Source organism: Ponticaulis profundi, from assembly GCF_042659465.1.
GTDB lineage: Bacteria > Pseudomonadota > Alphaproteobacteria > Caulobacterales > Hyphomonadaceae > Ponticaulis > Ponticaulis profundi.
Window position 1 is genome coordinate 107567 of record NZ_JBHSSW010000004.1, and the last position, 24281, is coordinate 131847.

The window sequence follows — 24281 nt, forward strand, 5'->3', positions numbered from 1 at the left end:
AGATCCAACGTTGAGGTGGACGAAAGCGTTTATGTCTTTTCTTGGTTCGTCAAGACTAAGATTGAAGCGGCCGAACTTCAAGAGGTCGGCTAAGAAGCACTTCAATCGCCTTCACGGCTGCACGCGATGCGGCCAGGGTGGTGAAGTATGGGACACGCTGTTTCAACACGTTCTCACGGATGGAGCGGGAGTCCTTGAGAGACTGCGCGCCTTCCGTCGTATTGAAGACCAGATGGATCTCACCATCAGAGATTTCATCCACGATATGACGTGAGCCTTCGGCAACCTTGTTCGCACGGCGGACCGAAATACCCTTTGAAGACAGGTGTGTCGCGGTGCCGGACGTGGCAACGATGTCAAAGCCAAGCTCAGACAGGCGACGGGCTGCATCAACCACGCCGTCCTTGTCGGAATCGCGCACAGAGATGAAGACGCTGCCGGATTTTGGCAGGTCGACGCCCGCTGCAATCTGCGTTTTGAGGAAGGCAGCACCGAAATCATCATCCCAGCCCATAACCTCACCGGTTGAGCGCATTTCAGGTCCGAGGATCGGATCGACGCCCTGGAAGCGAGAGAATGGGAAGACGGCTTCTTTCACCGCAATGCGGCGCGGCTTGGCCTGGCTCAGCTCTTCAAAGCTGGAAAGCGGGCGGCCTGCCATGACTTTGGCAGCAATCGCCGCGATTGGCGCGTTCACCGCCTTGGCAACGAACGGGACGGTCCGTGATGCTCGCGGGTTTGCCTCGAGCACGAAGATCTCGTCATCCTTGACTGCGAACTGAATGTTGATCAGGCCGCGCACTTCGAGTGCCATGGCAAGCTCGGCTGTCTGACGCTCAAGCTGGTTGATCACAGACACCGGCAGAGAGTGCGCCGGAAGCGAGCAGGCTGAGTCGCCCGAGTGGACGCCGGCTTCTTCGATGTGTTCCATGACGCCAGCAATGTGCACATCGACACCGTCGCAGAGCGCGTCGACGTCGACCTCGGTGGCGTCGGCCAGATAGCGGTCGCAGAGAAGCGGCTGATCACCGGACACCTGTACGGCGTCGCGCACATAGGCTTTCAGGTCTGACTCGTCGCGAACGACTTCCATTGCGCGGCCACCCAGAACGTAGGATGGGCGCAGCATGAGTGGGAAGCCAATGCGTTCCGCGGCAGCGAGCACTTCTTCTTCAGAGCGCGCAATCGCAGATGGGGCCTGCTTCAGACCGATATCATCGAGGATTTTGGTGAAGCGCTCACGGTCTTCGGCAAGGTCGATGCTTTCAGGCGTCGTGCCGAGGACAGGAATGCCTTCCTCTGCCAGACGGCCAGCCAGTTTCAGCGGCGTCTGACCACCGAACTGAACGATGACGCCAAGCAGTTCGCCGCGTGTCTGTTCCTTGCGGATGATCTCCAGAACCGTCTCTTCCGTGAGCGGCTCGAAATAGAGGCGATCAGACGTGTCATAGTCGGTGGAAACCGTTTCCGGGTTACAGTTGACCATGATGGACTCAATGCCGAGGTCTTCCATCGCGAAAGCAGCGTGGCAGCAGCAATAGTCGAACTCAATGCCCTGACCGATCCGGTTTGGACCACCGCCCAGAATGATGACTTTCTGGCGGTCAGATACACCTGCTTCGCAATCAGCTTCGGTTTTGCCGAATGCTGGGAATTCATAGGTTGAGTAGAGGTAAGGGGTCTGTGCTGCAAATTCGGCCGCGCAGGTATCGATGCGCTTGTAAACCGGATGCACGTTCAGCTCGCTGCGACGACGGCGGATTTCGCTTTCGCTGGAATTGGTCAGCTTGGCGAGGCGCTGGTCTGAGAAGCCCTGACTTTTCAGCGTCAGCCACTCAGCGGCTGTTTCCGGCAGGCCATTCGCCATGAGCTTGGTTTCGATTTCGATCAGCTCAGCGATCTGGCGGAGGAACCAGAGATCATATTTCGATGTCGCATGGACATCTTCGACCGAGAGGCCCGAGCGCAGAGCCTGTGCGATGACGCGCAGACGGTCTTTGGTCGGCTTGGAAACGGCGGCTTTCAGCACATTGTGATCGTCGCCCTGACCGAGGCCTGGGATGTCGATCTCGTCGAGGCCGGAAATGCCGGTCTCCATGGAGCGGAGCGCTTTCTGGAAGGATTCCTGGAAGGTCCGGCCGATGGCCATGGCTTCGCCAACAGACTTCATGCTGGTCGTCAGGCTGGCATCTGCGCCTTTGTATTTCTCAAAGTCAAAGCGCGGAATCTTGGTGACGACATAGTCGATGGTCGGCTCGAAGCTCGCTGGCGTGACGCCGGTGATGTCGTTGTCGAGCTCATCCAGCGTGTAACCCACGGCCAGCTTGGCCGCGATTTTCGCAATCGGGAAACCGGTCGCCTTGGACGCCAGCGCAGATGAGCGCGAGACGCGCGGGTTCATCTCGATGACGACCATACGGCCATCATCCGGGTTCACGGCAAACTGGACGTTTGAACCGCCCGTTTCGACGCCGATTTCACGCAGAACCGCAATCGAGGCGTTCCGCATGACCTGGTATTCCTTGTCCGTGAGGGTCAGCGCTGGCGCGACAGTGACAGAGTCACCGGTGTGGACCCCCATCGGATCGATGTTTTCGATCGAACAGATGATGATGCAGTTGTCCGCTTTGTCGCGAACGACTTCCATCTCGTATTCTTTCCAGCCGAGCAGGCTTTCGTCGATCAGAACCTGCGCCACCGGAGAGGCAGCGAGACCTGAGCGGACATAGCGCTCGAATTCTTCGCGGTTGTTCGCAATGCCGCCACCCGTACCGCCAAGCGTGAAGGCTGGGCGGATAATGGCTGGCAGGCCGACTTCGTCGAGCGATTCAAAAGCGCGCTTCAGACCTTCGAGGCGGTCATACCCTTTGACCTTGCCGTTTTCGTCCTTGATTTCCGGTGCGCCGATGATGACAGCGCGCGGGTTTTCGAGGCCGATCCGGTCCATGGCTTCGCGGAAGAGTTTGCGGTCTTCGGCCATGTTGATGGCATCAGCCTTGGCGCCGATCAGCTCGACATTGTGTTCTTCGAGAACGCCCATGCGCTCAAGCTCGAGCGCGCAGTTCAGCGCCGTCTGGCCGCCCATGGTCGGCAGAAGCGCATCCGGCTTTTCAAGGGCAATGATCTTTTCAACAAACTCTGGTGTGACCGGCTCGATATAGGTCGCGTCCGCAAGGCCCGGGTCGGTCATGATCGTCGCCGGGTTGGAGTTTACCAGAATGACCCGGTAGCCTTCATCTTTGAGCGCCTTGATCGCCTGAACGCCGGAATAGTCGAATTCGCAGGCCTGACCGATGACGATGGGACCGGCACCAATCACCAGAATGGATTTGATATCGGTGCGTTTTGGCATGGGTCATTCTCCGACTGTCATCGTCTTGTTGGGCTATGCCCGGCAACGGGCAAACGGCCCGCGTATAGACCTCGGCATAGTTGGCCGCAAGAGGGTCGGCGGACAATATCAGGGTTTTCTTTGGGTATGAAACCGGAAGCCTGGGGAAGAGCTGAAGCGTGTGGACCGCTTCGCATGGCTGAACGGACTTGTCGCGGCCCCTTTGCAACGGGAGGGAAGATCAGGCGGTTTGAGAATAACTTCATGAATTACAGGGCGAAAGGCGATATTTGCGAAGGTTTCTGACGCTGCGCCGTGGTTTCAGCCCGTTCGTCGAACGCCTTGATGACGGGAAAAATCGCGGGACGATCATCTCCGCATCTTTTCGAAATTCGGGGCGATGGGCATGGAGGGCACCATCGATTCGGCAAGCAGGGATCAGGCGAGCGCGGTTGCCGGTGTGAGCTGCTTTTCCATCGCGTAATTATGGATCATCACGCCGCCAAGTTCGATATCCTGCTTGCGCAGCACCTGAAATCCGCGCTTTTCGAAGAAGCGACGCGCGGCTTCGCTGGCTTCGGTGGAAAGCCGGGAGATGCCGAGTTCGAGCGCCCGCGCTTCCAGATTGGCATACATCTCTCCGGTCACCGGCGTGCCTGCAACGGATGGGTGCGCGTAGAAAAAGTCGATATGGCCGTCTTTTTCCAGATCGAGATAGGCGAGGGGTTTGTCGTCGGCTTCCACAGCTACCCAGCCATCGCGATAGGGGAGGACTTCGGGCAGGACCGTTTCAAGACGCGCGCGGCGTTTGATCCACGCGTTGAGCTGATCGCGCGAATAAAAGCGCGGGCCAATCTCCAGAATGGCCCGTTCAAACACATGTCCGATCTCTGGAATGTCGTCCAGACGGGCCTTTCGTATCTTCATCTGCTCTCAGCTCAGTTTGTAGACCCTGCGGGCGGTCCCGGCGAATAGCTGGTCTTTTTCGGTCTCGTTATATCGGTTCGCGATTTTCTTGAAGGCATTCCAGAGCACATGATAGCTGACGGATGCCCGGTCGACAGGGAAGTTGCTTTCGAACATGCAACGCTCAGGGCCGAAGGCATCAATGGTATGATGATAATAGCGGGCCTGATCGGCAACGATCTGATCTGATGAGGTCGGTTTTTCGCCGAGATGATAGCCCCAGCCATTATCGACCATGGAGAGGCCGCCGAGCTTTGCGACGACATTCCGGCAACTTGCCAGGTCTTTCATATCGACCTTCCAGGCATTGAAGATGTCATCTCGCTTGCCTTCATACTTGCCGACGCCCAGAGGCGTAGAGAAGTGATCGAGCACGATGGTGGTTTCAGGACAGGCACGTGCAAGGTCACGCACATCGCGTAGCTGATGGTGATACTGCCAGGCTTCAAAGGAGAAGCCGAGTTCACCCAGGCGGTGCAGGCCGCGCCGGAAGGCACTGTCCTGGAAGAGTCCTTCCGGGGCATGGGGCGGGATGGAGAGGGTTGGTTCATCATCGAACGCCGCCATGAAGCGCACGCCGCGAAACAGCCCGTTGCCGGCCTTTTCATGGGCTTCTAAAGTGGCATCGACATCCGGATGTCGCAGATCCACGCGGGAGACGATGGCGCCGATTTGTGGCTGATCCGGTTTCTTTGCGGCCTGAGCTGCAATGTCTGCGACGAACTCGGTTTCGCCGACAGATTTCAGATGTTCCGGTCCATCTTCGCGATAGCCCCAGCCGCATTCGATATAGACCGTCTGGCTGACCTTGTGCCCGTCCATGGTATCGGCCCAGAGCTCATCGAGCAGATACGGTTTCAAGGAGCGCCAGGCCCAGAGGTGATGGTGTGGATCAATGATTTCGCGGTCCGGATCTATGATCTCTTCGCGATAGCTCGAGAGCCATTCGTCTCGGTCATACATGTTTCTCTCCCTGATTTTTTGTTTTCGAACATTAAAGCAGGAAAGAGCCGATTTGTCTTGGCTGTGACGGTCAGCGGTCTTCGGGCGGAATGTCTTTCAGGCGCCTGACCAGTGCGGCGATCTCATCTTTCTCATAATTGGGCGTGCGTCGTTTGTCGGACGGCGGTTGATGGTCACGCGAGACGCCGTCCCGATAGGCTTTCGCAGGACGAATGGGGCGCGGCACAAATCCACCTCCGCAATTCGGGCAGACATTCTGCAGATGATGATCCACACAGTCTGCGCAGAAGGTGCATTCATAGGTACAGATGCGCGCGGCGGTATCTTCCGGTGGGAGGTCGCGGTCGCAGTATTCGCAGTTCGGGCGTATTTCCAGCGCCATTCACACCTCCGCCTCGGGTGCCGCCATATTCAGCAAGCGATCTTGGAACATGACGGCCAGTGGTCAGTTGGTAGAATATCATGTCTGAGCAAAAGCACAGTAAAAAGCTTCTTGGCGCAGCCGTGACGGCCTCTCTTGCCGTTGTCCTCGCTGCCGGGAGTTACGTCTTCCTGAAACCATCTGAACCGGGTTCATCTCTTGAAGGGATGTTTTCCGAAACACCGAAAGTGACATCTGGCCTGGATGGCATTCGAGCAGATGGTGAGCTTGTGGTGCTCACCGTGGCATCGGCCACGACCTATCAGAAGCGGGGCAGTGACGTGTTCGGCTATGAAGTCGACCTGACGCGTGAGCTTGCCGAATCCCTGGGCGTTGATGTTCGCTATCGGCTTTATCGAAATCTGGATCGCATGACGAAGGATCTGGAGGCCGGGCGAGGCCATATTGCAGCGCCCGGCATGAGCCAGCGGGAAATGCGTCTGAACGCCGATATTGGCGACCCGCTTGTCTTTGGCCCTGCTTACAAGAATGTGCGTCCGGAGTTGATCTGCCGGAAAGGCGGTGCGAGACCCGATACGCTTGCAGACATTTCCGAATATGAAGTTGGCGTTGTTGCCGGATCGGGCGTCGAAGAAACACTTCAGGTGCGCGCCGAAGACAATGACGACCTGCAATGGACGCCGATTGAGGCCGTCTCGGGCATGCCGCTGGCCAAGCGCGTAGAGAACCGGGTGCTCGATTGCGCGATCCTCGACTCCAATCTGGTCGCAATTGCCAAACGGCGCTTTCCAAATCTTGTGACCCGACTGACGGTCGGGGCGGAAGATCGCGCGATAGCCTGGAGACTGGCGCCGCAATCTGCCGACTTGAACACCTATCTGAGGCCGTGGTTCGATGAAGCTCATCAAGAAGGCCTGCTCTATGATCTCGACGAGCGTTATTACGGCCATCTCAACGACTTTGATTATCTGAACATCGCGACTTTCCGAAAGCGGATCGATTCCCGACTGCCGACTTATGAAGAAACCTTCCGAAGCGCGGCCGGTCAGAATGATCTCGACTGGACCATGCTCGCCTCACAGGCCTATCAGGAATCCCACTGGGACCCGGATGCCCGGAGCCCGACCGGTGTGAGAGGGCTGATGATGCTGACGCGTCCGACTGCGCGCGAACTGGGCATTGCGAACCGGCTTGACCCGGAGCAGAGCATTCGCGGCGGGGCCGAATATCTGGACCGTATGTATAATCGCCTGCCGGAATCCGTGACGGGCTATGACCGTCTCTGGATGGCAATGGCGGCTTATAATGTCGGGTATGGTCACTTGCTGGATGCGAGGCGTCTGGCGGCGCGACAGGGTCTGGACAAGGACAAATGGCGTGTCATTGACGATATGCTGCCGCTGCTGACCAAGAAAGCCTATTACACTACCGTTCCGCACGGATACGCACGCGGCTATGAGCCTGTCCGCTATGTTCGCCGCATTCGTGAATATGATGATGTGCTGACGGAGAATGTGCCAGACCCCGAGCAGCCACCATTTTCTATCCTGTCACAAAGCGGTGCCAATATCGTGGTGGATGCACCGCCAGAGGTGCAGACCGCCGAAAACGATCCGGCCCTGTCTGGCGGTGAGCCTTAGGACTAGCTGAGCATATAGTCTGAGACGAAGCCGTTGGTTTTGCGTTCCTGACCAAATGTGCTCATCGGGCCGTGGCCAGGTACGAAGCGCATGTCGTTTCCAAGCGGCCAGAGCTTGCCGGTGATGGATTTGATCAATTGCTGGTGATCGCCTTTTGGAAAATCGGTCCGACCAATCGAGCCCTGGAAGAGAACGTCACCGACAAAAGCAATACGACCCGGTTCATGATAGATCACGACATGGCCAGGCGTATGACCCGGGGTGTGAACAACGCCAAAGGTTTCACCTGATAGCGTCAGCGTATCACCATCGTTCAGATAGCGGTCCGGAACGACATTGCGCGGGCCTTCGGTGATGCCGTATTTCTGCCATTGCTGGACAATGTCATCCATCAGCCATTGGTCATCCTTGTGCGGCCCGATGACGGGTGCGCCAGTGACTTCGCGGATTTCATCGGCTGCGCCTGCATGGTCGAGATGGCCATGTGTCAGCCAGACTTCCTTGATGTTCACGCCAAGCTCTTTGGCGGCCTGCATCAGTTTCTCCGCGTCGCCGCCCGGATCGATAAAGACGCCATCCATGGTCTCACGGTCCCAGATCAGCGAGCAGTTCTGCTGAAATGGCGTCACCGGAATGATGCGAATTTCGAGTTTTGGTTCATTTTGGCCGGTCATGCGTGTCTCCCTCGTTATTAGGGATAGGGATGAAGTCAGAAAGGTCAATGTATTGACCTGCCTGGTTCGCATCGCTCTAGTAACGACGGCGTGAACCGGAGGCAAATATGCCCTGATCACGCGCGTAGTAGCGTATATAATCGGGCGAGAGGTGCCGGGGCGTGTTTGACGGGCTCAAAGGACGAGGATTGCTGATCCTGATCGGTTTGATCGGCTTGGCAGTGTATTGGTTTTCAAATCAGGCAAGTGTTGGCTACACGGACCGCAAGCAGGTTCTGACGACATCGATCGAGCAGGAGAACAAGCTCGGCGAACAGGCCTATGTGCAATTGCTGGCCGAAGCGGGCGGCGATGTTGCCTGTTCCCGCGCGGACAATGCCTGCACGACTGCTAACCGGGTGTTTGTTGATACGGTGCGTCGGATCGGAAATGATCTGCGCATTGCCGCCATTTCCTATGAAGAGGAATTGCTGCAGCAAGGCTATGACATCGAACCGAAGGCTCGCGGTTTCGAATGGCAATTCAACGTCATCAAATCCTCACAGCCGAATGCCTTCTGTCTGCCGGGTGGCTATGTCGCCGTTTATACCGGCATTCTGGATGTGACGGGCAATTTCGACGGCACGGTTACCGCAGATGATGTGTCTGACCCGGCCATGCTTGCCGTGGTCATGGGCCATGAGATTGCGCACGCTCTGGCGCGGCATGGCGGCGAGCGGATGAGTCAGGGGCGGATTATGCAGATCGGTCAGCTTGTGGTTGGAGCAGCATCTGGCGATGGACGGGTGATGCGGGCGTTCGGACTGGCAGCGCAAACGGGTGTCCTGTTGCCATTTTCCCGTCAGCATGAATCAGAAGCCGACCGCATCGGTCTCGAGCTGCTGGTTCGCGCTTGCTATGATCCACGTCAGGCGCCGGAGCTCTGGGAGCGGATGGGAGAACTCGGCGGAGGTCAGGCCCCACCGGAATTCATGTCGACTCACCCGGCGTCAGCGAGGCGCGCCGAGAATTTCAGAAAGTGGATGCCCGCGGCCATTGCGGCCTATGAGCAAAATTGCGGTCCGCTGAAATAAAAAAATCAGTTTGCAACCTACAGAAATTTCAAAGGTTTTTGCCGGGTTGCATGCTGATCTGCTAATATAAACCGGAACTTTTGCGCGCATTTTTCCGTTGCTGATGTTGAAATCAGGAGCTGAACTATGTCGTCCTTTGCATTGTATATAATTGGTTTTTTGGTGCTCATTGCAGGCCTGGCCATTGGCGCAGGATTGATGGGTGTCCCTTATGAGTGGATCGCTGTCGGCGCGATCATCCTTGTCGGTCTCGGCGTCATTACCGGTGTTGCGAACACGCGCCGCCGTGACGAAACGGAGGCATCATAAGACATGAAGCGCCTGAGTAGAGTTTTCCAAACGACGGTCTGCGCAAGTGCACTGGCACTGTCCGCAGGCTTCGCAGCCACAGCTTCCGCACAACATCTGAACGACTTCGCGTCTGGCCCGGCCAATGTGAAGCTCGCGAAAAAGAATATCGATGTCCCGGTTGAATCTCGCCTTGCCGACAAGATCCAGGCCATTTTCGCATCCGGTAAATATGACGAGCAGTTCTCATCCATGTTTGATGAGAGTGTCGTTGTGGCGGTGCGCGCTGCATATGCGCAGAACCTGTTCGAACCAATCTGGACAGGCCCGGGCGCTGAATCTCTGCGTCAGGCGCAACAGACCATGCGGGATAATGGCATGGAACCTGGCTTGTCGGATGAAAGCCTTGAAAAGCTTCTGAAGCAGCGCTTTTCGGGCTGGAAGTCTGAACGTGCAGAGGCGGATCTGAAGCTGACCATGGTCTGGCTGGCTTACGCATCACAGATGCGAGACGGTCTGTCTGATTTTGGAGGCGTCGCAACCGTCGGTGAAGACGCGCCAGCGCGCTCAAGCCTCATTGTCGACATTCAGAATGCGGGTTTTGGAGACGCGAATGATCTCCTCACCAGTTATGAGCCAGCCCATGAGCAGTATCAGGGGCTGAAGAACACGCTTTCAAGCTATATGACGCTGGAGCAGCAGGGCGGATGGAAAGAGATTTCGACGGGCGGCGACCCGATCGAACTCAATGCCGTTGATGATCGCGTGCCGGAACTGCGCCGCCGATTGATTGCTGAAGGGTATTATAGCCTTCCGTCTTTTGACCAGCTCGTCGACATTATGGCTGTCAGCAATCTCGAAACCGATGATCCCAAGCTGACTGAAGACCTGCGCGTCATGCAGGTGGAGCTTGAGACATGGGCCAAGACCTATGACGAGAGCCTGGAAGCGGCCGTGAAGCGGTTTCAGGCCCATCATGGTCTGGCCGATGATGGTGTTGTTGGTCGTGGAACGTATGCAGCTCTGAACGAGAGCGCGACGTCAAAAGTCTCTCGCATCAAATCGAGCCTGCAGAAATGGCGCGAAATCGGCAATGTCGAAGGCCGTATGGTCTGGGCGAACATTCCGTCTTACCGCGCCGAAGGCTGGAACGATAATGTCAGCGAAATCTCAATGAAGACGGTCGTCGGCATGCGCTCGCGTCAAACACCGATTTTCTCTGACGAGATCGAATATGCGGTGACCAATCCGCGCTGGTATGCGCCGGTGAGCATCGTGCGTAAGGACAAACTGCCAAAGCTTGCGGCTGATCCATCCTATGCGAGCCGCAAGGGCTTCAACATTTATGACCGCGCGACAGGTGAGCGTGTGTCTGCGGCTAGTGTTGACTGGACGGACGCAAGTGCCGCGTCGAACTATCAGCTGGTTCAGGGATCTGGCGCTGCGAACGCGCTCGGTAAACTGAAGATCATTTTCCCGAACAAGGACGCCATCTATCTGCATGGCACGCCGACGAAATATCTGTTTGATCGTCCACAGCGCGCCTATTCATCTGGCTGTATCCGTCTGGAAGACCCAACGAGCATGGCTGCATGGCTGGCAGGTGGCGACACAGCGGTGACGCCTGAGGAGATTGAGGCAAGCGTCAATTCCGGAAAGCGCCAGCGTTTTGATTTTGATCAGAAGGTGCCGGTGAACCTGACCTATATCACGGTCACAATCGGCGATGATGGTAAGGCAGAATTCTGGCCGGACGTGTACAACAAAGAAGCACCCGTCGAGACCAATCTGCAGGTCGCAGAGGCGCTTGATATCGCCCCTGCTGACACGAACTCAGATGAAGCCGGTTCTGAATATGCTGATCTGAAAGTCGATCAGCCCCAGCGAGCCGGGTAACCTCTGGCATCAATGTGAACGAATGGCCCGTGGACCGCATTGGAATCGTAAATTCCAATGCCGCCTGCGGGCCAGTCTTTTTTGTTTTCGGACGCAATGGACTTGGCCAGATCAGCCAAAGCGACAGCGTCTGCTTTCGTGATCTTTCCGTCGCCATTCAGGTCGTCCATCACGCCGTCACCATCCTGATCGATATAGATATCAGCGGCATCGCCGAAGAGATGACGCGATGAGGTCGTCGTGTTGCCAATAGCAGCATTGTAGAACGGTGTACGAAAGCCTGACATCACATAGAAGGTATCGGCCTCCCAGCCTTTGTCATTTGCGGCTTCGAGCAGGCGCTCAAGCTTTGTGAGCATGTGGGCCTGGACCAGCAGAAAGGTTGGGTCATGGCCCGGCTGCTGTTTGCAGATAAACTGACCGAGCTTGAAATTCGGTGCGATCTGGATGTCTTCCATGCCGGGCTGCATATTGATGAAGCCAGTCGGCGGGAGGTATTGTGGAAGCCCGCGCAAAGGCTGATCGGAGTATTGGCCAACCCGATAGCCATTCAGGTTTTCATCCCGGCCATTGCGGAACGGCGTCAGCACAAAGACATTGACCAACATCATCTCGCCGCCCTTGCGCAGGTGGAGCACATGATGACCGGGCGTTTCCGGCGCGATCCATTGCCAGCCTGTTTCCGTTTTCAGAGGCGTGCCATCTGGAATCGTCAGAGCTGCGCTGGTTGTCAGTGACACGGTCTCGCCCGGCATGACGCTGGTCGAAATGATGGACAGATCGGTTTCCACACCATCGATAGAGGCCGTAAAGCCGACCCGATCGCCTGCCGGCTTTGTGATGGGCTGGTCTGCTTCTTTTGGCAAAACTGTGCTGAGTGGGGTCAAAGATGAAAACAGGATCGCGATGAGTGCGGAAATGTTCAAATGTCTGGCCTTTCAAATCGTGCTGGCGTTCAAAGAAACTGCCTGTCGAATCGTCTGACACGCAAGGCGCGAACCCGGTGGGAGCTTCGCGGAGGCGGGACTTAACCACGCCAATTTGACAACATATTGGCAGAAATTTCCTGATTACAATCGGCTTGCGCAGTGCCGCTATTTCTGGATTTCACCGAAATGTGTGCCTTGAACGAAAGTCGCGGTACAAATTTTGACTTGGGGTTCGATCTCTTTATGCCTATTTGCGACAGACAGGCTGGTACCGAAGTTGGAGGGCCCAAATGACGACGCCAACGGCGGATATCGATGAAAACGCACCACGGATTGAAAACGTTCAGGAGCTCGCCGAGTTTTTGTCCAAGGGCGAAAAACCACGCGATGCGTGGCGGATCGGTACCGAGCACGAGAAATTCGGTTTTCTGAAAGAAACGCTGGAGCCTTTGCCATATGATGGTGAAGCGTCCGTGCATGCGGTTCTGAAGTCATTGGCTACGGATTATGGCTGGGAGCCAATTGAAGAGGGCGGCTATCTGATCGGGCTGAAGCGCGATGGCGCAAGCGTCAGCCTTGAGCCCGGCGGTCAGTTTGAACTGTCCGGTGCGCCGCTCGAGCATATCCACCAGACCTGCAATGAAGTGGGTCAGCACCTCTCGGAAGTCAAAACGATTTCCGATCGTCTGGGTGTTGCCTTCCTCGGATTAGGGTTTTCACCGCTCTGGTCTCTGCAGGAAACGCCGATCATGCCCAAAGGGCGCTACAAGATCATGCGTGACTATATGCAGAAGGTCGGGCGTCTCGGGCATCAGATGATGTTCCGGTCCTGTACGGTGCAAACGAATCTCGACTTCTCGTCGGAAGCCGACATGGTGAAGAAATATCGTGTCAGTCTGGCGCTCCAGCCGCTGGCGACGGCGCTGTTTGCGAATTCACCCTTCGCAGAAGGTCGTACCAATGGCTTCCTGTCCTATCGCGGCCATGTCTGGACCGATACGGACCCGGACCGCACAGGCATGTTGCCGTTCGTTTTCGAAGACGGCTTTGGTTTTGAGCGCTATGTTGATTACGCGCTTGATGTTCCGATGTATTTTATCCGCCGTGACGGCACCTATCTAAACTGTGCAGGCATGTCTTTCCGAGACTTCATGGATGGCAAACTGCCTGCGCGTCCGGGTGATCGACCGACGATTGATGACTTCATGGACCATTTGTCGACCATCTTCCCTGAAGTGCGCCTGAAAACATTCCTTGAAATGCGCGGCGCAGATTCAGGTCCGTGGGACCGTCTTTGCGCCTTGCCAGCTTTCTGGGTTGGCATTCTTTATGACGATCACGCGCTTGATGGCGCCTGGGATCTCGTCAAGCACTGGACGGCCGAACAGCGTGAAATGATGCGCCGTACCGCGCCGGTCCTGGGGCTGAAGACACCGCTTCCGAATGGCAAGGGCACACTTCAGACACTGGCTCAGGAAGTGCTGAAGATCTCCCGTTATGGTCTGAAAGCGCGCGGTCGACTGTCGTCGTCCGGCGATGATGAGACGGGCTTCCTGTCTGAACTGGACCAGATTGCGGAAAGCGGGATGACGCCTGCTGAGCGCTTGCTGAACCGGTATCGCGAAAACTGGAACGGCGACGTCCGACCTGCGTTTGACGAGTGCGCATTCTGATCCAATGATTGCGCTGAGGTTCTGAACGGAGGCGCAAATCATGTTTTCCCGTCGTCAATTTACACTGCTTGGCGCAGCGAGTTTCGCTGCGGCCTGCGCTGCGCCGCGTTCTGTCGAGGCGCTGGTTCGCACACCTGCCTGGGAGGCCGGGCCAGACCTGCCGCGGCCCGCTCAGGAAATCTATCCGGCGCTGCATGACGGTGAAATCTGGCTGGCCGGAGGCTTTGTCGCCAGAGATGGGCGGATTGTTGGACCGACAAACGAGACGGTCGTCCTCAATCCGGCGTCCGGCACATGGCGGGATGGCCCGGGCATTCCGACACCGCGCCATCACCCGCATCTGCAAAGTCATGCGGGCAAGCTCTACGCGTTTGGCGGTTTTGAAGCGCTCTCGGCAGATGCCATGTGGAACATGCAAAAAAGCGGTTGGCGGCTGGATACCGATGGCTGGAATGTCATGCCCGATTTGCCGATGCCTGTCGGTGAGGCGGTGACGGCGAGCCTTGCGAGCGGTCTGCATGTCGTCGGTGGTCGCACACCGGCCGGGCCCTCGAACAGGACCTGGAATGATCAGACAGACACGGGCCATCACTATGTGTTCGATGGCGAACGCTGGCAAACGGCTGCGCCGCTGCCAACCCCGCGCAACAGTGCGACCGCTGAAATGCTGAGCGATGGCTGGCATGTGGTCGGCGGGCGAACGGTCGAGGCAGGTAACCAGCAGGCGCATGAGGTTTATGATCTGCGCGAAGATCGCTGGCGCTCTGCCGCGCCGCTTCCCCAGGCTCAGGCGGGACTTGCGAGCGGCGTGATCGATGGCAGGCTCTATGCGTTTGGCGGGGAGTTCTTTGAAGGCGAGGGCGGCGTCTATGCGGAAACATGGGTGTATGACACGTCACGCGATCACTGGGAGGCGGGTCCCCCCATGAGGACGCCCCGGCACGGGCTCGGCGGTGTAACCTTTGAGAATCAGATCTACGCCATTGGCGGCGCGAAACAGCGCAGCGGCGTGGAGACCAGTGCTCTGGTCGAGATTCTGAGCTAGACGCCCCCGAACAGGACGAATTTCCAGCCATTCGTCGTGGCTATGCTGCATCAGCATACGGCCTTCTTTGTTTTCGCCCTTGAGCTTTGCCCCGCGCTGGTGAAGATTGCGCCCGTAAAAGTTTTATGAAGCAGATCAATCTGCGAGCGGGGTATAATGTCGGATATCGCTTCCAGCGCTGGGCCAGCTGGTGAAAAAACCATCCTCGGACACCCACGAGGTCTGGTCATTTTGTTCCTTACCGAAATGTGGGAGCGGTTCTCATATTACGGGATGCGCGGCCTGCTCATCCTCTATCTGACACAGCACTTCCTGTTTTCAGACGAGCGCTCATCCCTGATGTACGGCGCTTATACCGCGCTGGTTTATATCATGACCATTGTGGGCGGTTCGCTTGCCGACCGGTATCTTGGACAACGTAAGGCGGTGACCTTCGGCGCGATCCTTCTCGTCCTTGGCCATTTCGGTATGGCCTTCGAAGGATCCGGTTCGAAAGAGATCATGACCTATCAGGGCGTGGAGTATGAACTTGCGCTCGACGGGCGTGGGGGAGACGCCAATCAGCTGGTGATTTCCGAGACCGGTCAGTCCTTCATTTCATTCAATGAAGGTGCGACGGCGATGATCGTCGAAGACCCGGCCGCGGTTGGGCTTCCAGGTGAAGTGCCTCGCAGTGACTACACCACACGCATCGAACGCGAAGAGCTGTTCGTCTATATCCTCTATCTCTCTCTGGCGCTGATCATTGCAGGCGTTGGTTATCTGAAAGCCAACATCTCCACCATTGTTGGTGCACTTTACGGCATTGAAGACAAACGCCGCGATTCCGGTTTCACGCTCTTCTATATGGGGATCAACCTCGGTTCTTTCCTGTCGTCGATCTCATGCGGTATTCTGGGCATTGTATATGGCTGGGCATGGGGCTTTGGTCTTGCTGGTATCGGCATGGGGCTCGGCCTCGTTGTCTTCCTCTGGGGCCAGAAATGGCTGGACGGGAAGGCCGATCCTCCGAGCTATGAAAAGCTCAAGGAAAAAGTGCTTGGTCCGATCAATATCGAACTTGCCTGCTATCTGACGGGTATTCTGATCATCGCCGTTGCCATGCTCGTTGTCATGAATGCTGCGATCATTCCTGACTGGTTTGTCGGTGGTCTGGGCATCGCGATCTTTGCCTTCCTGATTATCTACACAATCACCAAATTGCAGGGCATTGAGCGCGACCGCATGTTCTCTGCGATCTACTTCATCATGGCGCAAATTCCGTTCTGGGCCCTGTTTGAGCAGGCTGGATCGTCGCTGAACCTTTTCACAGACCGTCTTGTGGATCGTACCATTTTCGGCTGGTCGGTTCCTGCGCCTGTGTTCCAGTTCCTGAATGCGGGCTATATCGTCATTTTTGCGCCAATGCTGGCATGGTTGTGGGTGACGCTCGCGAAAAAGCGTCTTGAGCCATCGACGCCGGTCAAGTTCGCTATCGGCGTCTTCCTTGCCGGTCTGGGCTTCCTCGCGATTGTGGCGGGTATGAAAACATCCGGCGCTACCGGGCTGACCGCGGTTTATTTCGTGTTCCTGATCTACTGGATCCATACAATGGGTGAGCTGATGGTCTCTCCTGTGGGCCTGTCATCGGTTACGAAGCTCGCACCTGCGCGCGTTGTTGGCATGAGTATGGGCGCCTGGTTCCTGTTCTCCGGTCTCTCTAACTATCTGGCGGGCGTGATCGCCCGTGCGACCGGTGCCGAGACGATTGGCGGTCAGCTGACAGACGTCGCTGCTGCGAAAGCCGGCTATGCCAGTGTCTATTCAAACGTTGCCTATGTGGCGATGGGAATCGCTCTGGTCATGTTGCTGATCTCGCCTCTGATCAAACGTCTAATGCATATGGATGTGGCAGCAGAGGTCGATAAAGAGGGCGCTGATCCGTCAGACTATCAGGGTAAGGCGGACAAGCTGGTCGACTAGCGCGGCCCTGCAATTCAAAGAGAAAAGCCCGCCGGATGGCGGGCTTTTTTTTGTTTCGGAGTGTCGCTGGATCAGCGTTTGCTGAGCATGTCGAAAATATCATCCATGCCGGAGCCGTCGCCATCAGCATCGAGAAGGTTTCCGAGGCCACCCAGGGGTGAGTTCGAAGAGGCGCTACTGCCACCAAGCGCTGATTTCATCAGGCCGCCCAGCAATCCGCCACCCGTGGACGCGCCGCCCTGGGGTGCATTCCCTGCGAGGGCGCCGGCAATCATGCCACCAATGCCCGAATCCTGGCTTTGCTTGGAGAGCGCAGACATAACCATGGTCGCGACGATGGGCAGGATTTGTTTGAGCAGGCCTTCTGTCAGCCCTGTCTTTTCCGCGGCGCGCGATACAGCGGCCCGACTGACATCCTTTGAGCCCAGCAGATGGCCGAGAATGGCGTTACCTTCCATCAGCGTGTCAGGTTCAGACAGACGTTCTGGCTGATCAAGAAACTTGGCGTGGCTGCCGTTTTGCAGGGCCCCCATCAGCGACTGAAGGCCACCTTCCTGACCCACATTGCGTTTCAGCCCCGAAGAGAGGGCAGGAAGCAGTGCAGCGACCGCAGACTGAGCCTGATCTTCACTCAGGCCAAACTGTTGCGCGATCTGGGAGATGCCCTGACCATTATTGGTTTGCGAAATCATATCGAGAAGGTTCAGCCCAGCCATAAATCCATCCTTTAATTGACATTAAAGTTAGGTTTAGAGCGGCTTGGGAGCCATGTCGATCTTACGACTGCAAGAGCCGCCGACGCTGCGGCAGCTCTGAGTTTTTGGTGCGTCAGATGAGGAAATACATCACGACCATGCCGACGAAAACGCCGATACCGACAAGGAAGATTTCAAGCTCGTGGCATTCTAGCCATTCCTGACCACGCTTGCCCATCGCCATGATGATGCCAGCTTCAAAGAAATACCGGATTGCGCGGGAAATGGTGACGGCGATGGCAAACCAGATGATAGAATAACCGGCGGCGCCCGCAGCGGCTGCTCCGAACTGGAACGGGATCGGCGTTACGCCCACCATGAACAATGCCCAGAAGCCATCATTGGCTATCTGCTCTGTGACATTCTGATAGGTATCGAGCGCGCCGATGTTCTGCATGGCCGATTCCAGGAAAGCGTCGGCGGCCCAGACGCCCAGGGCGTACATGGCCATCCCGGCAATCACATTACCGACGAGCAGCGCTGCGGCCACTTTCCAGGCTTCGCGACCACGGCTGGCCATGGCGGGCAGGAAAATAGGCTCCAGCGCAAAGATGATGATGGTGTTTTCCAGAAACCCCACAAAGGCCAGCATTGGGAGCGCGTAAGGGCCATCAAGAAATCTTGAGAGCCATGCGCGCAATGCGCCGCTGTGTTTTGTGTGATTTGCGCAGGATGTCGTGTCGGTCATACTGCTAGCAACGTTCGATGGAAGCGAGGCGTTGCATTCGGCTGTCATGTATTTTCTGACATGAGGTGCCATGAGCGGCGTTTTACACTCGCCGGGGCTCAGGCAGATGGTGTTCGGGGGTTAGTCGAGTTCGAACCTGCCAAGATGTTTCCAGAAGTCCTCGGCATTCATAAGAGACCACTCAGCGCCACGATAAACGCTCATCGTGGCCAAGCAAAAATCTGCCTCGAGTCTTTTATGGTCTTCTGAGTAGTGAGCGAAAAAGACGGCGCGTGTACCGGGTGGGTAATACCCTTGTATTTCACCCCCATGGACGATCCAGAGATTCTCAACCTTGTTCGTTTTGCCTTTGAAATTTTCCGTGACATAGATTTCGGCCCATATCTCGTTGAGTGATCGATAGTTTCGGTATTGCTGAAAGTTATCGATCCTGTAACGCGACATTGCATTGTCGGGTGCTACTTTTGAGGTGATCATAATACCTTCGAAAACCACCTCGGCTCTGTTGAGCCTTTCCTGCAGTGTTGGTGTGGCGCAAGACCAAGCGAGAGCGGCAGGTGCTGAGATCGCACTGGCAAGAAAGCCCAAAATCAGCGCTGCGCTTAACCCTCTCATCTATCCCGCGCCACCAACGGTGATGGCATCGATCTTCAGGCTCGGCTGACCCACGCCGACCGGAACAGATTGTCCGGCTTTACCGCAGGTTCCGACGCCATCATCCATGGCAAAGTCATTGCCGATCATGGACACACGGGTGAGGGCGGTCGGGCCATGCCCGATCAGGGTCGCGTTCTTGACGGGCGCGCCGATTTTACCGTTCTCGACCATATAAGCTTCGGTGCACTGGAAGACGAAATTGCCGGAGGTGATATCGACCTGGCCGCCACCGAAATCGACCGCCCAGATGCCACGCTTGATGGATTTCACCATCTCTTCGGGATCATCCTGACCGCCGGTCATGTATGTGTTTGTCATCCGTGGCATTGGCAGGGCCGCATAGGATTCACGGCGTCCATTGCCGGTCGCCTTCATGCCCATCAGACGTGCGTTCTGGCGATCCTGCATATAGCCGACCAGCTTACCGTCCTCGATCAGCACGGTTTTTTGCGTTTCGGTGCCTTCATCATCAACGCTGAGAGAGCCACGGCGACGCTCGATTGTACCGTCATCAATGACGGTGACGCCTTTGGCGGCAACCTGCTCACCGATCTTGCCGGAGTAGACCGACGCGCCCTTGCGATTGAAGTCGCCTTCAAGGCCGTGGCCAACTGCTTCATGCAGCAGAACAGCAGGCCAGCCAGGGCCGAGCACAACTTCCATCTCGCCAGCTGGCGCTGGAACGCTTTCCAGATTGGTCTCGGCTTTCTTGAGCGCCCGTTCGACAAGACCTTTCCAGCGATCCGGCTGGATCCATTCTTCATAAGCGGCGCGGCCGCCGGCACCGGCTGAGCCCGTTTCGCGTCGACCTTCGCTCTCCATGGTGATGGAAACATTGACGCGAACAAGCGGGCGGACATCCTCAAACAGGGCGCCGTCCGGACGCAGAATCGTCACGTGTTTGTGGGAACCGGCCATGGAGCAGGACACCTGCACCACACGCGGATCGCGCGCACGTGCATAGGCATCAATCTCGGCAAGCAGATTCGATTTGCTCAGAAAGTCCGGCTCGTCGGTTGGGTCGATCGGATCATAAAGCCGACGATTGATCGGACGGGGGCTCTCTGCGAGCGTTCCCGAATATCCCTCTTTCGCGGCAGAGGCCGTCTTCGCGGCGCGCTTGATGGCATCGTCCGTCATCTCGCTGCCATGTGCGTAACCGGTCGCTTCACCTGCGACGACGCGGAGGCCGAAGCCTTGCCCCGTATCAAAGGCTGCCGATTTCAGGCGCCCATCGTCGAAGACAAAACTCTCACTGCGTGTCTGTTCCACATAGAGCTCACCATCGTCTGCGCCGGTGACGGCATCAGAAAGTGTGGTTCGGGCGTGGTCGAGATTGAAAGGCAGGGTCATGCGAACTCGTTCTGTTTAAAATCACTTGCTGAGATCAATGTAAGGGAGCTTGGCGGACTTCGAAAGCGGGGAAGCTGATTTCTCTATATATTCTCGTCATCTGAGCCGAAAACGGAAAAGGCCGCACCTTGCGGGCGGCCTGATACGGTCAGGGCTGTGAGGCGAGCGCTCGCGCGGTCAGCTGTTTTCGGTCACGACAAATCTGTCGAGCTGGCGCAGGGCGAGATCGAAGTCGGGCTTGAACTCAAGACTTTTCTTCAGATCAAAATAGGCACCGTTGAGGTCCCCAAGCTGTTCCCTGACCAGCGCCCGATTGTAGTAGGCCGAGTGAACATCTGCCGGGTTCATTTCGATCGCTTCTGTCAGTGTTTCCAGAGCGCGGTCATAGTCGCCCATAGACAGAAGTGCGGCGCCCTTGTTCAAAAGGACCGTTCCATTGTCCGGCGCCATCGCCAAAGCCTTGTCGTAATCGGCCAGGGCGGCGTCGAATTTCTCAGCCCGCATATAAAGAATGCCGCGATTGACCAAAGTCGCGAGTTTGTTCGTCGCCGTGATGGGCTGTTCATTCAGAGCGCGGGTACAGGTCTGGATCGCAGAATTGCTGGATGCCTGTGGAATCAGGGCCGATTCAAAGCAGGATTTTGCGAGGCCATTTCCGAGCACGGTGATCTGAGCAAAGGCTGGCGTTCCGATGAGCAGGAGGCTTGCCGCCGTCATAAGTCTAAGCATGTTTCGCTCCCTTTATATATGCGGTCAGTCGCGCTGCCGCTTCCGGTAATAATACAACAGAAATTGAAATTTCGGAAGAATGAGCCTCTGCCGGGCCGTCGCGCGACTGCTGCGCGCGAATTGATTCGAGTTTTCAGACGACTGCGACTTTGTGGTCCGTCTGGCAGGACGGGGGAGGCGGAGCAGGGGAAAGACCTATTTTCGCGCTCGGGCATAGCCGCAGGCCGATATTTTTGCGCCACACCTGTCGAAAAATTTATCGAACCAGTGTTCAAACCTGTTTCGAGATGATACCGGACTTCGTGGTTCTGGGGAATGAGTGCGACAAATTGGTCATTTGGCCTATCTTGGGCCGGACATATGGTCACATCGTGCTAAGTTCGTTCCTCACAAGTAGACAGGGAGAAGAGCGTGCGCTGGATCGCCGTTGCTTTGATGAGTTTGTTGTCGTTGAGCGCACACGCCGCTCAGCCAGAGAATGGCGCGCTGGGTATGCAGCCCGCTGCTACGCCGATCATGGAAAAGATTACGTTTTTCCATAACGGAGTTTTGTTGCCGATCATCACGATCATCACCATCGCAGTTGCTGCGCTGCTGGTGTATGTGATGTTCCGCTTTAACAAGAAGGCCAATCCTGAGCCGAGCAAGTTCAGCCACAACACCATGATTGAGGTTGTCTGGACGCTGGTGCCGGTTCTGATCCTTCTGTTCATTGCCTTTTTCAGCTTCCGCCTGCTGTACATGGAAGACGTCTTCCCGGACGTTGACGAGTCACAGGTTGTGAACGTCAAGGTGCAGGGTAACCAGTGGAACTGGACCTACAGCTACACAGACGTTGACGTTGATGGCTATCCACTGGAGTTCGTTTCCAACCCGCTGCACAAAGGCTTTGGTGCAGAAGGCGGCGAGCCTGCTGGAACGACTGCCGCACCGCGCAACCTGGCTGTTGATTACCCGATGGTGATTCCTGAGGACACGGTTGTTCGTATCCAGACGGCAGCTTCTGATGTCATTCACTCATTCGCTGTTCCGGCGTTCGGCATCAAGACTGACGCCATCCCTGGCAAGCTCAATGAGCTTTGGGTCGAAGTTGCGGAACCTGGTGTCTATTTCGGCCAGTGTTCAGAGCTTTGCGGCAAGGATCACGCCTTCATGCCGATCGAAGTTCACGTTGTTAGCCGTACAGAATATGACGCCTGGATCGAACGAGCTCAGTCGAACCTGGATGATGCGCGCCAGTATCTGGCGAGCCTTTCCGGTGAAACCGAAACTCAACTCGCTTCTGCGCGCTAAGGACTTGGAGATTTAAACAAGATGCCTATGGACGCTGTAACTCCACACGATGAGCTCCACGCAGAGCACAAGCCTGGTTTCATTGCGCGTTGGTTCTTCTCAACCAACCACAAGGATATCGGTACGCTCTATCTCGTTGGCGCCATCATTATGGGCCTGGTTGGTACATTCCTCTCCGGCCTGATCCGTCTCGAGCTGGCTCAGCCAGGAATCGGTCCACTCACACACTTCGTGCTCTGGGGTGTTGAAGGTGCGACGCAGGCCGACAAGATCGAAGCGGCGAAACACTTCTATAATATGGTCATCTCCTATCACGGTCTGATCATGATCTTCTTCATGGTCATGCCAGCGCTGATTGGTGGCTTTGGTAACTGGTTCGTTCCTCTGATGATTGGTGCGCCGGACATGGCGTTCCCTCGGATGAACAACATCTCCTTCTGGCTGATGCCATTCTCCTTCCTTCTGGCTGTCATTTCCATGCTGGTTCCAGGTGGACCATCCGGGAATGGTTTTGCCGGTGGCTGGGTGATGTATCCGCCATTGTCTTCGACCGTTGGTCACCCGGGTCCTGCTTTCGATCTTCTGATCTTCTCGCTTCACATTGCGGGTATCAGCTCGATCCTCGGCGCGATCAACTTCATCGTGACCATTCTGAACATGCGTGCCCCTGGCATGACGATCCACAAAATGCCGCTCTTTGTATGGGCGATGCTCATCACGGCATTCCTGCTGGTTCTGTCTCTGCCGGTTCTGGCTGGCGCTCTGACCATGCTGATCACAGACCGTAACTTCGGTACGACCTTCTTTGATCCAGCTGGCGGCGGCGACCCGGTCATGTTCCAGCACCTGTTCTGGTTCTTCGGTCACCCTGAAGTTTACATCATGATCCTGCCGGGCTTCGGCATCATCTCGCACATCGTTTCGACCTTCTCGAAAAAGCCTGTCTTCGGCTATCTCGGCATGGCATACGCGATGGCTTCCATCGGCTTCATCGGCTTCATCGTGTGGGCGCACCACATGTACACAGTCGGCATGAATGTTGACCTGAAAGCCTACTTCGTTGCAGCGACGATGATCATTGCGGTTCCGACCGGCATCAAGATCTTCTCCTGGATCGCGACCATGTGGGGCGGTTCCATCGAGTTCAAGGTTCCAATGCTGTGGGCGATTGGCTTCATCTTCCTCTTCACCGTTGGTGGTGTGACAGGTGTTGTCCTCGCGAACGCTGGCGTCGACCATGCTCTGCACGACACATATTACGTGGTTGCTCACTTCCACTACGTGCTGTCGCTGGGTGCTGTCTTCACGCTGTTCGCAGGCTGGTATTACTGGTACGAGAAGATGTTCGGCATCAAATACAACGGCATGCTCGCTGGCATTCAGTTCTGGCTGATGTTCATCGGTGCTAACGTTGTGTTCTTCCCGCAGCACTTCCTGGGTCTGAACGGTATGCCACGTCGCTATATCGACTATCCGGATGCCTTCGCACTTTGGAACCACGTGTCTTCCATGGGCTATCTCTTCATCCTGGCGTCACTGTTCTTCTTCTTCGCAGTGATCATTGAAAGCGTCGTTCGTCGTCGCAAAGCCGAAGCGAACCCATGGGGTGAGTATGCAACCACGCTCGAGTGGACGCTGTCTTCGCCACCACCGTTCCACCAGTTCAATGAACTGCCAAAGATCAAGGCTGACGATCACCACTAAGGTTGATCTGAAGACTGAGACAAAGAAGCGGGCCTTTCGAGGCCCGTTTCGCGTTCGGGAGACCGGTTGAGGACACAAAAGCCGACTCATCCGCTAGGCGATTTGCCGCATGTCCGGGCGTTTACGCTGACAGCCTTGCGACGATATGTAGACTATACATGTCAGATCGTTGTATGGGTCCGGACCACAGATCTCTGTTTCGAACGAAATGGATTTCAGGCACTGCGTCCCGGGACGCTGCTTAAGATAGCGCCCAGACGATATCGGGAAGAAAACAGGT

Annotated in this window: 20 protein-coding genes; 9 read left to right on the forward strand and 11 right to left on the reverse strand. The window is 56.3% G+C overall.

The features are described 5' to 3' along the window. Positions 1-55: 55 nt before the first annotated feature. The 4 genes from carB to ACFQDM_RS03825 form a co-directional block, all read right to left on the reverse strand. Positions 56-3352 (reverse strand): carbamoyl-phosphate synthase large subunit, encoded by a 3297-nt coding sequence (gene carB, locus ACFQDM_RS03810; RefSeq protein ID WP_377375703.1) that lies wholly within the window; start codon positions 3350-3352, stop codon positions 56-58. 417 nt (positions 3353-3769) lie between these two features. Next, the gene (locus ACFQDM_RS03815) at positions 3770-4258 is read right to left on the reverse strand and encodes a GNAT family N-acetyltransferase (RefSeq protein WP_377375705.1); all 489 of its coding nucleotides are present in this window, start codon (positions 4256-4258) and stop codon (positions 3770-3772) included. Positions 4259-4264: 6 nt separating this feature from the next. After that, positions 4265-5260 (reverse strand): amidohydrolase family protein, encoded by a 996-nt coding sequence (locus ACFQDM_RS03820; RefSeq protein WP_377375708.1) that lies wholly within the window; start codon positions 5258-5260, stop codon positions 4265-4267. A 70-nt stretch (positions 5261-5330) separates the two neighbouring features. After that, on the reverse strand, positions 5331-5642 hold the full coding sequence (locus ACFQDM_RS03825; RefSeq protein WP_377375710.1) for a DUF1272 domain-containing protein: 312 nt from the start codon (positions 5640-5642) through the stop codon (positions 5331-5333). 80 nt (positions 5643-5722) lie between these two features. Here ACFQDM_RS03825 and mltF point away from each other — a divergent pair, with 80 nt between their 5' ends. Continuing rightward, entirely contained in the window at positions 5723-7282 is a 1560-nt protein-coding gene (gene mltF, locus ACFQDM_RS03830) for a membrane-bound lytic murein transglycosylase MltF (RefSeq protein ID WP_377375713.1), read from the forward strand. A 2-nt stretch (positions 7283-7284) separates the two neighbouring features. Here the strand turns inward: mltF and ACFQDM_RS03835 are convergent, their stop codons facing one another. Continuing rightward, the gene (locus ACFQDM_RS03835) at positions 7285-7956 is read right to left on the reverse strand and encodes an MBL fold metallo-hydrolase (protein WP_377375716.1); all 672 of its coding nucleotides are present in this window, start codon (positions 7954-7956) and stop codon (positions 7285-7287) included. Positions 7957-8117: 161 nt separating this feature from the next. On the opposite strand from ACFQDM_RS03835, the gene ACFQDM_RS03840 reads away from it, so the two are divergent. The 3 genes from ACFQDM_RS03840 to ACFQDM_RS03850 all read left to right on the forward strand — a co-directional run bounded on the left by ACFQDM_RS03840 (position 8118) and on the right by ACFQDM_RS03850 (position 11213). Next, complete coding sequence (locus tag ACFQDM_RS03840; RefSeq protein ID WP_377375719.1) at positions 8118-9029, forward strand: M48 family metallopeptidase; 912 nt, start codon at positions 8118-8120, stop codon at positions 9027-9029. A gap of 126 nt (positions 9030-9155) precedes the next feature. Beyond that, a complete protein-coding gene (locus ACFQDM_RS03845; RefSeq protein ID WP_377375722.1) occupies positions 9156-9338 on the forward strand; it encodes a hypothetical protein in 183 nt (60 codons plus the stop codon). 3 nt (positions 9339-9341) lie between these two features. Further along, positions 9342-11213 (forward strand): L,D-transpeptidase family protein, encoded by a 1872-nt coding sequence (locus ACFQDM_RS03850; protein ID WP_377375725.1) that lies wholly within the window; start codon positions 9342-9344, stop codon positions 11211-11213. Here the strand turns inward: ACFQDM_RS03850 and ACFQDM_RS03855 are convergent. Then, positions 11192-12139 carry a hypothetical protein gene (locus ACFQDM_RS03855; RefSeq protein ID WP_377375728.1) on the reverse strand — a complete coding sequence of 316 codons (948 nt, stop codon included), beginning with the start codon at positions 12137-12139 and terminating at the stop codon, positions 11192-11194. The two genes, ACFQDM_RS03850 and ACFQDM_RS03855, sit on opposite strands and share 22 nt — an antisense overlap. 293 nt (positions 12140-12432) lie before the next feature. Between ACFQDM_RS03855 and ACFQDM_RS03860 the strand changes: the two genes are divergently transcribed. The 3 genes from ACFQDM_RS03860 to ACFQDM_RS03870 all read left to right on the forward strand — a co-directional run bounded on the left by ACFQDM_RS03860 (position 12433) and on the right by ACFQDM_RS03870 (position 16822). Next, on the forward strand, positions 12433-13815 hold the full coding sequence (locus ACFQDM_RS03860; RefSeq protein WP_377375730.1) for a glutamate--cysteine ligase: 1383 nt from the start codon (positions 12433-12435) through the stop codon (positions 13813-13815). A 40-nt stretch (positions 13816-13855) separates the two neighbouring features. Continuing rightward, positions 13856-14860: a Kelch repeat-containing protein gene (locus ACFQDM_RS03865; RefSeq protein ID WP_377375732.1), complete on the forward strand. Its 1005-nt coding sequence runs from the start codon at positions 13856-13858 to the stop codon at positions 14858-14860. A gap of 156 nt (positions 14861-15016) precedes the next feature. Beyond that, positions 15017-16822 (forward strand): peptide MFS transporter, encoded by a 1806-nt coding sequence (locus tag ACFQDM_RS03870; RefSeq protein WP_377375735.1) that lies wholly within the window; start codon positions 15017-15019, stop codon positions 16820-16822. A 71-nt stretch (positions 16823-16893) separates the two neighbouring features. Here the strand turns inward: ACFQDM_RS03870 and ACFQDM_RS03875 are convergent, their stop codons facing one another. From ACFQDM_RS03875 to ACFQDM_RS03895, 5 genes are all read right to left on the reverse strand, one after another. Beyond that, entirely contained in the window at positions 16894-17538 is a 645-nt protein-coding gene (locus ACFQDM_RS03875) for a DUF937 domain-containing protein (protein WP_377375737.1), read from the reverse strand. A 112-nt stretch (positions 17539-17650) separates the two neighbouring features. Then, a complete protein-coding gene (locus ACFQDM_RS03880) occupies positions 17651-18265 on the reverse strand; it encodes a YqaA family protein (protein ID WP_377375740.1) in 615 nt (204 codons plus the stop codon). 120 nt (positions 18266-18385) lie between these two features. Further along, positions 18386-18742 (reverse strand): hypothetical protein, encoded by a 357-nt coding sequence (locus ACFQDM_RS03885; RefSeq protein ID WP_377375743.1) that lies wholly within the window; start codon positions 18740-18742, stop codon positions 18386-18388. 138 nt (positions 18743-18880) lie between these two features. After that, positions 18881-20275 (reverse strand): metalloprotease TldD, encoded by a 1395-nt coding sequence (tldD, locus tag ACFQDM_RS03890; protein WP_377375745.1) that lies wholly within the window; start codon positions 20273-20275, stop codon positions 18881-18883. A gap of 177 nt (positions 20276-20452) precedes the next feature. Further along, the gene (locus tag ACFQDM_RS03895) at positions 20453-21004 is read right to left on the reverse strand and encodes a tetratricopeptide repeat protein (protein WP_377375748.1); all 552 of its coding nucleotides are present in this window, start codon (positions 21002-21004) and stop codon (positions 20453-20455) included. Between the two features lie 411 nt (positions 21005-21415). Here ACFQDM_RS03895 and coxB point away from each other — a divergent pair, with 411 nt between their 5' ends. Then, positions 21416-22297 (forward strand): cytochrome c oxidase subunit II, encoded by an 882-nt coding sequence (gene coxB / locus ACFQDM_RS03900; RefSeq protein ID WP_377375750.1) that lies wholly within the window; start codon positions 21416-21418, stop codon positions 22295-22297. A gap of 27 nt (positions 22298-22324) precedes the next feature. Beyond that, the gene (gene ctaD / locus ACFQDM_RS03905; protein WP_377376342.1) at positions 22325-24001 is read left to right on the forward strand and encodes a cytochrome c oxidase subunit I; all 1677 of its coding nucleotides are present in this window, start codon (positions 22325-22327) and stop codon (positions 23999-24001) included. Positions 24002-24281: the final 280 nt, after the last annotated feature.

Coding starts and splice junctions, on each gene's coding strand:
- carB (WP_377375703.1), bottom strand. CDS start 3,352: ATGCCAAAACGCACCGATATCAAATCCATTCTGGTGATTGGTGCCGGT.
- ACFQDM_RS03815 (WP_377375705.1), bottom strand. CDS start 4,258: ATGAAGATACGAAAGGCCCGTCTGGACGACATTCCAGAGATCGGACAT.
- ACFQDM_RS03820 (WP_377375708.1), bottom strand. CDS start 5,260: ATGTATGACCGAGACGAATGGCTCTCGAGCTATCGCGAAGAGATCATA.
- ACFQDM_RS03825 (WP_377375710.1), bottom strand. CDS start 5,642: ATGGCGCTGGAAATACGCCCGAACTGCGAATACTGCGACCGCGACCTC.
- mltF (WP_377375713.1), top strand. CDS start 5,723: ATGTCTGAGCAAAAGCACAGTAAAAAGCTTCTTGGCGCAGCCGTGACG.
- ACFQDM_RS03835 (WP_377375716.1), bottom strand. CDS start 7,956: ATGACCGGCCAAAATGAACCAAAACTCGAAATTCGCATCATTCCGGTG.
- ACFQDM_RS03845 (WP_377375722.1), top strand. CDS start 9,156: ATGTCGTCCTTTGCATTGTATATAATTGGTTTTTTGGTGCTCATTGCA.
- ACFQDM_RS03850 (WP_377375725.1), top strand. CDS start 9,342: ATGAAGCGCCTGAGTAGAGTTTTCCAAACGACGGTCTGCGCAAGTGCA.
- ACFQDM_RS03860 (WP_377375730.1), top strand. CDS start 12,433: ATGACGACGCCAACGGCGGATATCGATGAAAACGCACCACGGATTGAA.
- ACFQDM_RS03865 (WP_377375732.1), top strand. CDS start 13,856: ATGTTTTCCCGTCGTCAATTTACACTGCTTGGCGCAGCGAGTTTCGCT.
- ACFQDM_RS03870 (WP_377375735.1), top strand. CDS start 15,017: ATGTCGGATATCGCTTCCAGCGCTGGGCCAGCTGGTGAAAAAACCATC.
- ACFQDM_RS03875 (WP_377375737.1), bottom strand. CDS start 17,538: ATGGCTGGGCTGAACCTTCTCGATATGATTTCGCAAACCAATAATGGT.
- ACFQDM_RS03880 (WP_377375740.1), bottom strand. CDS start 18,265: ATGACCGACACGACATCCTGCGCAAATCACACAAAACACAGCGGCGCA.
- ACFQDM_RS03885 (WP_377375743.1), bottom strand. CDS start 18,742: ATGATCACCTCAAAAGTAGCACCCGACAATGCAATGTCGCGTTACAGG.
- tldD (WP_377375745.1), bottom strand. CDS start 20,275: ATGACCCTGCCTTTCAATCTCGACCACGCCCGAACCACACTTTCTGAT.
- ACFQDM_RS03895 (WP_377375748.1), bottom strand. CDS start 21,004: ATGCTTAGACTTATGACGGCGGCAAGCCTCCTGCTCATCGGAACGCCA.
- ctaD (WP_377376342.1), top strand. CDS start 22,325: ATGGACGCTGTAACTCCACACGATGAGCTCCACGCAGAGCACAAGCCT.